At 39.1% G+C, this 12,641-nt stretch carries 8 protein-coding genes; 7 read left to right on the plus strand and 1 reads right to left on the minus strand.

The genetic code is table 11. From position 1 onward, the window contains the following. The 4 genes from H5182_RS09820 to H5182_RS09835 all read left to right on the plus strand — a co-directional run bounded on the left by H5182_RS09820 (position 1) and on the right by H5182_RS09835 (position 8,236). Complete coding sequence (locus tag H5182_RS09820; RefSeq protein WP_149982235.1) at positions 1-2,454, plus strand: ABC transporter permease; 2,454 nt, start codon at positions 1-3, stop codon at positions 2,452-2,454. Positions 2,455-2,520: 66 nt separating this feature from the next. After that, positions 2,521-3,915: a sigma-54 dependent transcriptional regulator gene (locus H5182_RS09825; RefSeq protein ID WP_182759944.1), complete on the plus strand. Its 1,395-nt coding sequence runs from the start codon at positions 2,521-2,523 to the stop codon at positions 3,913-3,915. Then, positions 3,916-5,199, plus strand: coding sequence for a PAS domain-containing sensor histidine kinase (locus tag H5182_RS09830; RefSeq protein ID WP_182759945.1), 1,284 nt, complete (start codon positions 3,916-3,918; stop codon positions 5,197-5,199). Between the two features lie 88 nt (positions 5,200-5,287). Beyond that, positions 5,288-8,236: a DUF3857 domain-containing transglutaminase family protein gene (locus tag H5182_RS09835; RefSeq protein ID WP_182739460.1), complete on the plus strand. Its 2,949-nt coding sequence runs from the start codon at positions 5,288-5,290 to the stop codon at positions 8,234-8,236. A 419-nt stretch (positions 8,237-8,655) separates the two neighbouring features. Here the strand turns inward: H5182_RS09835 and ylqF are convergent, their stop codons facing one another. Further along, positions 8,656-9,609, minus strand: a complete 954-nt coding sequence (gene ylqF, locus H5182_RS09840; protein ID WP_145240293.1) for a ribosome biogenesis GTPase YlqF — start codon at positions 9,607-9,609, stop codon at positions 8,656-8,658. A gap of 256 nt (positions 9,610-9,865) precedes the next feature. Here ylqF and H5182_RS09845 point away from each other — a divergent pair, with 256 nt between their 5' ends. The 3 genes from H5182_RS09845 (at position 9,866) to H5182_RS09855 (ending at position 12,554) form a co-directional block, all read left to right on the plus strand. After that, positions 9,866-10,510 (plus strand): hypothetical protein, encoded by a 645-nt coding sequence (locus H5182_RS09845; protein WP_182759946.1) that lies wholly within the window; start codon positions 9,866-9,868, stop codon positions 10,508-10,510. A gap of 57 nt (positions 10,511-10,567) precedes the next feature. Next, positions 10,568-10,894, plus strand: a complete 327-nt coding sequence (locus tag H5182_RS09850; RefSeq protein WP_182759947.1) for a hypothetical protein — start codon at positions 10,568-10,570, stop codon at positions 10,892-10,894. A gap of 97 nt (positions 10,895-10,991) precedes the next feature. Then, the gene (locus H5182_RS09855; RefSeq protein WP_182759948.1) at positions 10,992-12,554 is read left to right on the plus strand and encodes an AAA family ATPase; all 1,563 of its coding nucleotides are present in this window, start codon (positions 10,992-10,994) and stop codon (positions 12,552-12,554) included. Positions 12,555-12,641: the final 87 nt, after the last annotated feature.

A 12,641-nucleotide genomic window follows, 5' to 3' on the forward strand; every position in this document is an offset into this window, starting at 1 on the left:
ATGAGCCGTTTAACTAAAACACGTAGTCAACTGCGCTTGGCGTGGGCATCACTGATGAACGCACCGGGGTTTGTTACCGCCGTTGTAGCCACCTTGGCGCTCACTCTCGCGACCTTATTTGTAGTGCTAAGCCTAGTAAATAGTTACTTTTTAAAACCCCTTGATGTATTTGACGAAACCCGCATGGTGGTGGTTGAGCAAAGCCTAACCTATGACGACTACGATGCGGTTGGCTTTCAAAGTTATCAATCGATGGTGCACTGGCTTAAAAACAATCAAAGCTTTGAGCAAGCTTTTATGATGAATGCCGCTGAAAATGTTTTTTTATACTTAGACGGCCAACCAAAAAAGGATGTGCTGTATGTCGGTGGTGAATATTTTGAGCTCCTACATACTCCTTTTTTACTCGGACATGGCTTTAAAAAGGGCGGAACTTTAGAAGAAGCTGATAATAGCGCGGTCATTTCAGAGAAGTTCTGGAAAGAACATTTTAATAGTGACCCTGATGTAATTGGTAAGCCCTTAAAAACAGCCAGTGAGATTGAAGGTGATGGGCATATAATAACGGGGGTTGTAGCGGCTAATTTCAGCCCACCTTACATGATTAAAGCGGGCTCTGTTGATGTGTGGTATCCAACCAGTTCTGACCGTCGATTTTTCCATAATGATGACTGGCAAAGCCCGTGGACCAACACGTTTAGAAACTTAAAACTGATTGCAGTATTAAAGCCTGGCGTCACTAACGAGCAAGTAAAAACCGACTTAAAAGCCCAAATTGATAACATTAAATCTGAGTGGCTCAATAATGGCGGCATTACTGATGTAAAGCCCGTTGTAACACCGTATCGTGAAGTTGAGCTTGGCAATAACGATCAACTTAGTTTAATGATGCTTGCAGGCGCGGTGGGGCTATTGGTCATCGCTGTACTAAACGTCAGCACCTTGTTTTTTTCACGCGCGTTAGCACAGCATAAAACCTTAGCGCTGCAAGCTGTACTGGGCGCAAAACGTAAAACTTTATTTAGCAGCATTTTACTGCAATCACTCATTTTAATGAGTATATCGGTCAGCATTGCACTGTTTTTATCTATTTGGGGTATTCGGTTATTCAAAGTACTTGCAGAAGGACGCTTGCCACTGGTGAACAGCTTGGCTGTTGACCTTAATTTGGTGCTGATAGCGGTAGTTATGTGTATTGCTTTAGCGTACATATTCTCAGTGATCACTGCACGTTTAGTTAACTACAAAACCTTAAATAGCCAAATGCAAAACAGTGGCAAAGGCGGCGTGTCGCAAGTATCTGGTCGTACTGTGCGTATACTAATTGGCACACAAATGTTTGTGGCAGCCTTATTAGTTAGCTTTTCAATTATGATTGTTAGCAAAGCACTCGACACCATTAATCGCCCACTGGGTAGCGACACTGAAAACCTGTACTTTGCACAGTTATTTCAAACCAATAACAATGCAACACTGGCTGAGCGCTACGAGCAAATTAAGCAGTATCAAAAAGTATTACAAAATAGCGAAGGCATTAAAGATGTTGCTCTTGGGCAAAGCCCAGTATCCGCAAGACAAAATGCCAATACCCTAACCGATGTTGCAGGTAAAAGCTCAATCTTCTTTCCAAGCCAGTGGGTCGGGCCTGATTACTTTGATTTAGTGGGCACAAAAATACTCGCTGGGCGTACTTTTAGTGAGCAAGCAATGCGCGGTGAAACTAACGAGTTATTGGTATCTATCAGTGTCGCTAAATGGCTATTACCCGACCAGGAGTACACAAATGTTATCGGTAAAAGCTACAAAGGCCTTGAAGATAAAATGTTTGAAATTGTCGGTATAACGGAGGACTTTAACCACCCTAAATACTACGACGAATCATTTGGTCGGCACATGTGGTGGCCCGCACAGCCTTGGAGCTATATGTTTGTTATTGAAACAGAGCAAGGTGTTGAGCTGACCAGCAAGCAAGTTTTAAGTTTATTAAGAAAAGCCAATAGTCACTTAACTTTATGGCAATTTAGAGACTTACAACAAGAGTACGATGATTTATTGTATATGAGCCACCTAACAGTAGCACTGTGTAGTACCTTGGCATTATTTACTCTATTATTAGCAGCAATAGGTATCTTTGGCGTGCTGAGCTATAACCTAGGTCTGCGCCGTTATGAGTTTGGTATTCGCATGGCGCTCGGCGCTAAAAAGATACGCTTATTTAAATTAATGAGCAAAGAGGCGGTGATCCCTGTGCTGGTTGGCTTTGCCCTTGCAATAATAACCGTGTTAGCTGGTTATTTTATACTTCAAGAACAGCTAATGTCATGGCTAATCATGGATGTCCGGCTGCAATTAATGGCATGGACAATTACCTTAATTATTGCCATGTTCGCGTGTTTTAGGCCATTATTACTGTTAATTAAAGCAAAACCCATGGCTGCGCTTCGTAACGACTAAGCAATATGATGTGATAACCAAGCAAAAGTAAAGCAATTTGCTTTTGCTTGAAACAAGAAGAACAAAATGGACACAATTTTAGTTATCGACGACCAAGCCGATGTACGCATGGCGGCCATCGTGGCATTAAATCAAATTGGCTATCAGTGCATTGAAGCACAAGGCCCAGAGCAGGCGCTGGAAATAATCAGCAGCACAGCTATAAGCCTTATTTTGCTTGATATGAACTTTAAACTCGACACCACATCCGGCGCTGAAGGACTGCGATTTTTACAGCAACTGCAGACCCTGAGCGCTAATATCCCGGTGGTAGTCATGACCGCATGGGCAAGCGTTGATGTTGCTGTAAAAGCCATGCAGTTGGGTGCGGTCGATTTTGTTGAAAAGCCATGGAACAACCTGCGCTTAACTGCGGTGGTACAACAGCAGCTGAAACAACAAAAAACCAACCACGACAATGCTTGTTTAAAAGCATTGCATAGCACCAGCGATGCTAATTACATTGCCCTGTCAGCCACTATGCAACAGTTATTAGCCCGAGCTAAACGCGCAGCCCAAACCAATGCCAGCATTTTAATTACTGGCGAAAATGGCACTGGCAAGAGCCTCTTAGCACATTACATACATCAACATTCAAACCGCAGTGAGCAACGCTTCGTTAGCGTAAACATTGGTGCTATTGCCCCATCATTATTTGAAAGTGAATTATTTGGTCATAAAAAAGGCGCTTTTACTGATGCCAAAGAAGACCGCTTAGGCCGCTTTGAAATAGCCAATAGCGGTACCTTATTTTTAGATGAAATAGCCACTTTGCCGCTGGAGTTGCAAAGTAAAATGCTGCGCGTACTCGAAAGCCAAGAATTTGAAGTGCTCGGCTCCAGTCAAACCAAAATTGCCGACGTTCGTATTATTGCTGCAACCAATGCAGAGCTTGCCAAAGCCATTGAAGAAGGCGAATTTCGCCGCGATTTGCTGTTTCGACTCAACACCATTGAACTACACATTCCGCCCCTGCGCGAACGCCCGGAAGATATCGTTGAGCTGGCTAATCACTTGTTGGCAACACACAGTAAAAAATATCAGCGCAGCGGCATGACACTGACTGGCGAAGCGACGCTGGCGCTTACCCAGTACCATTGGCCTGGTAATGTAAGAGAGCTTAGCCATTGTGTTGAGCGAGCCGTGATTATGAGCGACAACGACAATATTGGCGCCTGTGATTTAATTCTTGCACAACCCAGTAGTGAAGCAAGCATCAGCCATAGCGCAGCAGCCAATCAATCATTACCGCTATTACCGCTATTACCGCTGGAGGAGCTAGAAAAACAAATGATCCAAAAAGCACTGGCTGAATTTAATGGCAATGTTATTGCTGCTGGGGAATTTTTAGGATTAAGTAAATCAGCTATTTACAGGCGCATCGATAAGCATCAGCTTGATTTAAAAGAAGCAGACAGTTAAATGCCAACCAACCAGTCACTTGAACAGCACCTTAAACGCTACCTTTATTTGATGGTTTTTATCCTGCTGACGTTATGTATTTTGCTTACGATCAGCTGGGATTTAGATTGGTTTGCCAGTATCAGTATATTATTGCCGTTGATCACTCTAACGGTACTTGCGGCGCTAAAAAGTTATCGGCTAGTTACTGATGTACTCGATCGGTTTGGCTTACAACTTGATGCCCTTGCGAATAACGAAAGCAATAGCTGGCACTTAGCCAAATACCAAGGTGGGCGCATTACAAGCTTAAAAGCCGACTTTAATAAACTCAGTAACAAAATTGCTAAAAATAAACGTCATTACATACAAACCGAAGAGTTTGTATTTGAGTTTGTTGGCATGCTTGATTTACCCATTGTTATTTTAGACCCGCACGGATTAGTCTATTTCACTAATCAAGCATTCTTAAATAGTTTAACCACTCCTGACGTTGCAGGTTTAACAGCAAATAATCTCGGCCTCATATATAACCAAGGCATGTGGCAACAACATGATGATTCATGTTTTGAGCAGCGTTTTCATATCTCATCACAAACATTTTGGCGTGCAGGGCGAAGCTACGAATTACTGACATTATTTTCGATTGAGCAACAACTACGTAGCAACGAGCAACAAGTATGGCAGCGATTAATACGCGTACTTAATCATGAAGTTAGAAACTCCCTCACACCGATTTACTCAATGAGTCAGTCTCTTCAGATCATGAAGCAGCAAGGACAGATCAGTAATGCACCTGATTTAGCCAGCGACATGCTACAAGTGATTGAAAAACGCGCCCAGCACTTGCTCGACTTTGTAGCCAGTTACAGTGCCTTTTCACAGCTGCCTGCCGCTAATAAGCAAGCCGTAACCACAGAACAAATCAATCTGAGATTACATGCCTTATTTCCACAGTTAGTTATTCAAGCAACTGAACCTCAGCACTTCAATGTAGATTTAGGCCAGTTAGAACAAGCACTGATCAACCTAATTAAAAATGCCTTTGAAGCCGGAGGTAGAAGCGCACCTACTCTTAGCTGGCAACAACATAAAGATAAAGTTGTTATTAAGCTGCTCGATAGCGGCACTGGTATTACAAATCCTGAAAACCTATTTGTGCCTTTTTATTCAACAAAAGCGCAAGGCGCAGGGATCGGTTTAGTGATCAGCCGCGAACTCATTCGTAATCAAGGTGGTCAGTTACAATTATTAGCCAATCCTGAAGGTCAAGGTACTCGTGTATTAGTTACCTTACCAAGATAATGCCCTGTATTTTATTGGCTTATAAGCCATAGCTTGGTAATCTAACAACAATAGGGACACTTAAAACCAGCCAAAAAGAAGAACAATAATGAAATGGACTCAATTAACGAGCCTCACACTCAGTGTGTGTTTTTTAGTTATAAGTTTTTATAGCACCAGCCAAGAATACCAAATCCAAGCTGCAGATGATTGGGTGAAACAACAGCCACTGATTAAAACGGAAATCCCAGTCAACCAAATCGTCGATGGTACTTATTACCGATTACTTGATACCCAAATAAAAGTATCTGCTCAACATCCTCAGCAGCGCTACACGCGTACTGTGATGCAGGCGGTGAACCAAACTGGCATCGATTACATTAGCCAACTTAATTTAGACTTTGATCCCAGTTATCAAACCCTCACACTCAATAGTCTTGGCCTTATCCGAGATGGGCAATACATAAATAAACTCGCTAGCGCACAATTTAAGGTCTTACAACGAGAAACCGAATTAGCCAATGGAATTTACAACGGCAGCCTAAGTTTAAATATTATTGTTGATGATATGCGCATTAACGACCAGCTCGATTACAGCTTTACGATTACTGGCCGCAACCCTATTTACCAACATTTTAGCGCGTCTCGCACATTAAACTGGTCGGTACCGGTGGCGCAACAATTTATGCGTGTGTTATGGCAAAAACCCACACCACTTTATATCAATACAATTAACGGCGAGGTTGACATAAAAGACACCCCGCTCGCTGTTGGTCATGACTATCAAATCAGCTTACACAATCAAGCAACAATCACATCTTCAAGCCAAACACCATATTGGTATAACCCGTATAAACAGGTTTTTTTCTCTGAATTAAAATCATGGCAGGAAGTTGCTAACTGGGCAGCCCCTTTATATCAATCCGCAATAGAAGTAACAGATCCTGTAACACTCATTGCCGATGAAATAGCCATGCGTAATCCACAAGCCTCCGATCGTATCGCCGCTGCATTAAAGTTCAGTCAAGACGAGGTTCGTTATTTAGGCTTGGAGATGGGTACTAACTCCCACCAACCAACGTCGGCATCTGAAACTCTGGCACTTCGTTATGGTGATTGTAAAGACAAAACCGTACTGCTAATTTCATTACTTAAAGCAATGGGGATCAAAGCCTATCCTGCATTAGTGAACACTGACGAAGGTAAACGGTTAATTGAACTACCAGCCTCAGCACAAATATTTGATCATGTCATTGTCACGCTTGAGCATGCAGGTCAACGTTATTGGCTAGATCCAACAATAAACTATCAAACCGGAACTTTAGCGCATTTAGCACAACCAAATTATGGTTATGCATTGATTGTTAAACCTTTTGAGCAACAGCTTACAAAAATGAGTCCCCCTGTCGATGGTATTACAATTAAAACGCATGATAACTACACCATAGCTCTTAAACCTGAACAGCCAACAACATTTCAAACTAGTTACATATATAGCCAGTTTGATGCTGTAAATAGACGCAGTTCATTAGCCCGCAATGGACTCGATAAAATAGCGAAAGATTACCTAGAATATTACCAAGGCTATTTTCAAGGCATAACCATTGATAAGCCGATGACGGTAACTGAGAATACAAATAACGGCGAGCTGTTAAGTGACGAGTTTTACCTTATTAATGATTTTTGGCAACCTGACGACGAAGGACTCAGAGCTGACTTTTATGCCTCAGAGATACAAAATAGCGTTTACGAACCCGATCAAATTAATCGCACAACGCCGCTGTATTTTAAGTACCCAAATAATATTGAAACAACGATTAAAATAAAATTTGAAGAACCAAATTGGCACTTTGATAATAAGCAAAGTGAAATTGATAATGCGTTCTTTAATTTCAAAAAGAATATCCACTTTACGGACAATATATTAACACTCGATTTTTCATTTAGCGCCAAACAAGATCATATTCCAGCTGATCAGATTAAACTGTACCTGAGCGAACGAGACAAGCTAATCGACAATGCGCAGTTTGGCATTGTTAAATATGTAACTGCAGATACCACTAGCAGTTTTGATTTAAACGATAATTGGATCATTGTAGTATTACTTGCTTACCTGCTCGCACTGATATTTTTTATTGTGGCATGGCGTATCGAGTCAGCAAAGCGCCCAACATTTAGTGATGCGCAGTTTTACCCAGTTACTAATGCAAAGTTTATTCTTTATAGTATTTTTACTTTAGGACTTTTTATTAACTACTGGAGTTATCGCAACTGGAAAGCAATTAAAATACAGCAAAATAGTCATATCATGCCGATTGCTCGCGGGATTTTCGCGATATTTTTTTATTACTCTTTATATTTAGAGCTAGTTGCACACAGCCAAACGCAGCACAATAAAAATAAAATCATGCCAAACGTCTTGGCAATTATTGCGTGGTTACTGGTTATTTTGGCAAGTCTCATGACCCGTATTGACGAAGCAACTACTATAGCTATTTGTATCCTGCCATTTTTATGGCTGCCATTAGTTAATTACATTCAACACCTAAACCAATCATCTGACGCACTTGCATACAATTCTAAATGGCGAGTAAGAAATATAGTTATCGCCATAATCTGGGTACCTATTTTATTTTTAAGCTTACTGGAAGAAGTCTATTTATTACCGAGTACCGCTATCGTAAAAGGCGATAAATTGTGGTCATTTCAAATGCAATTCTTAAAACGCCATCAATTAGTACCTATTGATGAAGATGTTTTATATTTTTACAGCGATGCGTGGGTAGATTTTCGTAACGACGGCAATGGTATAAGCGACAACTACATTTTTAGCTATTGGCAAAATGAACAAGGCCAACTTGAATCAAACTTAAAACACTTTAAGGATGTTACTAGCGTCGAAGTCACTTATGGCAGAACACAACTTGATAATACAGTGATTAAAGTTATCGACAAACAAGGCGAGCACTTTTTACTTATAGTTAATAGCGAAGGAAGCAAAGATAAAGAATTGGTAGAACAAATAAATAACCGCATTGCAAGTAATAAGACGCCATAAGCATTAGCAATGCAAAATAATCTAATATCAGCAAGAAGTCGGGCTGTGTAATATTAATGCCAACAAAGTGCTTTATTTGTTGTTTTTATCAGCAAATAAAATAAATGAGAATTATTTGCAAATGGGTGTTGACAGATCATAAGATCTAACTGATAATCAATATCAACAAGACGCAAAGCACAACGACTTGTACGGAATAAACTGATTTGTTTCTCGACCCTGAAACACGTGTGGCGCACGTAAACAGCTAAGGTTACCTGTTACTAACCGCAACGCCCCTTGATGTTGGTGACAGGTAACCGCCCTACTATTTTACTTGCTACATTGCTCATATCGGTGACGGTAGATATGAAACTAAAAAAGCCCTTACGGGCTTTTTTTATGTCTTTAATTTAGTGAGCTAACCAGTGGAAAAACAATTACCGGCGGTTTTTACGTGCTCGTGCTCGACGTTGTTTTTTCTCTTCTTCTTTAGCGGCTTTTTTAGCCTCAGCCGCAGCACGAAGCCCTGCAACCATCACTTCTTCTTCTTCACGCATAGCTGGAGTTTCCATAGTGATACGACCAATTATGCCATCGCGTAATTCATTAATTAGAATTTCTGACATTTTATAAGTATCAATTTGGTTACCACCACGAATACAACCACGCTTTTTACCCGCCATTTCAACAAATTCCCAATCATTTTCAGGTAATTCATCAATTTTATAACGCGCTTTTAAAAGTTCAGGATACGCCCGCAATAGATATTCAGCGGTGTAACTAGCGACTTCTTCATATTCAAGTGCGGTATCACGTATCGCACCTGTAGCACCTAAACGGTAGCCTGAGTTTTCATTTTCAACTTTTGGCCACAACATACCCGGTGTGTCGTAAAGCATGATGCCGTCTTCAAGCTTAATACGTTGCTGCGCTTTAGTAACCGCCGGTTCGTTGCCTGTTTTCGCAACAATACGACCCGCTAACACATTAATTAACGTAGATTTACCCACGTTAGGAATACCCATGATCATGGCTTTAATTTGTTTATCAGCACCAACTTTATGCGGCACTAATTTTTTACACAGTTCATTAATACGATGAACTTCAGCCGCTTTATCATTACCAAACGCAATCGCTTTTACGCCATTTTCTTGCTCAAAGTAATCCTTCCACGTTTGCGTCATTTTAGGATCGGCTAAATCAGCTTTATTCAAAATTTTGATGACCGGCTTACCTTCACGCAACGTCGCCACCATCGGGTTTTCACTACTGTAAGGAATGCGCGCATCAAGCACTTCAATAATCACATCCATTTGTGGCATTATTTCTTTAATTTCATTACGGGCTTTATTCATATGCCCAGGGAACCACTGTATTCCTGCTCTACTCATTTGATTTATATGACCTTTAATTTCAGGCCGTAGGCCATGGGTACTAATGTGGGTACTAAAAGTAAAACTATGCTTTTGTACTTTTCGATATTGATGTAAGTTTACTACATTACTTGAAGTTATTGCAGGTGCTTGTGTTATTAGATGTTTAACGATGCCAGCCAAAGCCATTAATCATTTTAGAATCATATATGTATTAAAAATAATAACTTTACGCATACCTACTTAAGAAAATACATAGCAAAGGAAAGCTCGCATGAAAGAATATGAAACTGACTTAATCGATTTTCCGATCACTAAAACCACTTATAAGCGTATTGAAAAGTATGCTGTAGGCTTTGATGATACGCCTGATAAAACAATTGTTCGCCTCTTAGACCTCATAGAGAACCTTAACGATACAAACATCAAAATACAAAAGCCTAATAAACCAGAACTATCATTTCACCATAATTCGGAGAGTGAGTTTAAAGAAGAGCTTATCAAATCAAAAATGGCAGAGGTAGTTATACATTATCGCGATGGTAGCCATAAGGTAAATGTATGGAATGCCTCACACTTTAATGAAAGCTCTGATTTGAGAGCGCACTTGTGGTCTGAGTATCTAAGTGATTGGGAGGAGGAGAAAATTATCAAGGCCGAATTAAACACTTATAACTCTGTGATAGAAAAAACCATTGGTATAAGCAATCACATACTGAGAGCAGTGAACGTTGCACTAAATATTCCATATAAACAAATGATTAAGCATGAAACTCAGATAGTTCGTCACGATAGCCCAACACCTCATTTGGCTATTAGTTTTAAAAATGGCGTGCCTACTTACGCGAATGAATGTGGATTTGAACCTGATGATAGCTGCTACTACCTAACTGAAGAAGATTTAGGTATTAGTTTATAAATTGCGGCATAAAGCCGATGCTGAAGCATCGGCTTATTAACTTTAAAGAGAAGCAACATGGAATTATACAAACAAGAATTTGGTCAAAACTTTGACCTAGGCTTTGACTTAAAAAATCACCCTTATCTAATAGATAAAAGCTGGCACAATGATCAATGCCCTAGCTTCTATTTTAAAGTAGGCGAACAGTTTTATGTATTATGGGTTGATTATGCTGAAATAGAGCAGAGAGAGGAAGATACAGCTAGATATGTAATTCTAGAAGCAATTAATGAAGGAAGTAATGAAAAACCAGAAATTTATGCTGATAATGATGAAATCACTTTTGAGTGTGAAGGCTACACTGATTTAAAGCTATATTTACAAAAAGCTCTGATTCGATAAAGCTCTCAAGAAAATGTTGAGCCGCGAATTAATGTGTAATAAGTAAAAAAAATTGGTAATGTTAAGAAATATAATTTTATAAAATTGTTATTCTCTAATGAAAATATTTTATTGCGATTCAAACTCCACCTTACCTAGCGATTTGGATAACACACTAATACTCACGCCTGATTACTATGGCACTTCATATACATACCTATGGGATGATTATGATTTTAAAACAACCTTTAAGGCTTTTTTATTTTTCAAAAATAAAAAGCATTCATTAGGTCAAATAAAACTTCTCTTCAAGGGAATTAACAATAGTCATGATTACATTAAGAAAAGCTTTAAAGAATCAAAAAAAAGTAATTTATACAAAATCAATAAAGCTGGAGATAACCCATTCATCTCTCTAGGTGAGAAGTTAGAATATTACAATAAACTAAATATTATTATAAAAAATAAAAGTACCGTTAGAGATTTATTAAGTAATTTATGCGATGCAAGCTACTTAATAGCTCAAAAGAATGACTACAGTCAATGGCCAGGATTTTCGGAGTCCTTGCTAAGAGACGCGAGTGAAAGTTCAATTTTACAGCATGGGTTTCCTACAGCTAATGGAACTTATGAGAAGCTAACTATCTTTGACCTTGAAACTAAGCTGTCGGAAGAGTCACGTATTAATTTTCACTTCAACACAAAGGATCCCCTTAATGGTAGAATTAATATTCTCGTTGGTAAAAATGGTCAAGGAAAAACAAAAACTCTTCAATCATTAACTAATGACTTCTTATCGCTTAATAACAAAGCAGTAAACTTACCATTTCGTACGAAACTGATCGTAGTTTCGTTCTCTCCTTTTGAAAACTTTCTAACCGAAAAGGAAGCTTTTGAGAAAAGAAGATCAAACTTCGAATCTCATCTCGATTATAGTGAAGAAGAAAAAAAAGAAAGAAGTGAACGCTCTGATTATATCAATGGCTATTCCTACATTGGTTTAAAATCAGATGAATCTAGAATTGATTTCGAAAATGCCCGACACAAAAGTGCTATTGCGATCTTAGAATCAATTCTAGATGATCTCGAAAATAGCTGGTCAAGAAATTTTGAAAGGTTTGAATTAATATTTAAGACATTAAAGCTGGCTATCGACTTTAAAGAAATTGCGATAAGGCTCAATTCTGGAGAAGTAATAAAAACTATAGAGCTTCCTGAATTTGCAAGTAAGTTTAGTTCGATGTCAGAACTAGACAAACCAAAGCTAGAAATAGTATTACTATCAGCACAAAACCACCAACCAATGAATCTTAGTTCTGGCCAAGAGATATACTCATTAATGATACCTCAAATAGCTAGCGAGATAGTTAATGAATCTATAATATTAATTGATGAACCTGAGCTTTATCTTCATCCAGAGTTAGAGGTTGGCTTGATCTCAATGCTAGATCTGATTCTAAGAGAAACCTTATCTTTTGCTATTATAGCAACCCACTCTGCAATTATTGTTAGAGAAGTTAGAAGTAAGTACGTAAATATCATTAGAGGTAATTGTGAAGTAATTAAACCCGAAATAGAAACTTTTGGCGGTTCACTGGATACGATAACAGGGTATGTTTTTAATGATTATAATAAGCGAAAACCCCCCTGTGTCAGGATAGTTGTCGCCTCTAACTTTTAATAGAGGCAGATAAAATGAGACGTCGATTTACTCAAGAATTTAAAGTTCAAGCTGTTGAAAAAGCATTATCTCAATGTGATGATGTTC

This window comes from Pseudoalteromonas sp. SG44-17 (assembly GCF_014164235.1).
Lineage (GTDB): Bacteria > Pseudomonadota > Gammaproteobacteria > Enterobacterales > Alteromonadaceae > Pseudoalteromonas > Pseudoalteromonas rhizosphaerae.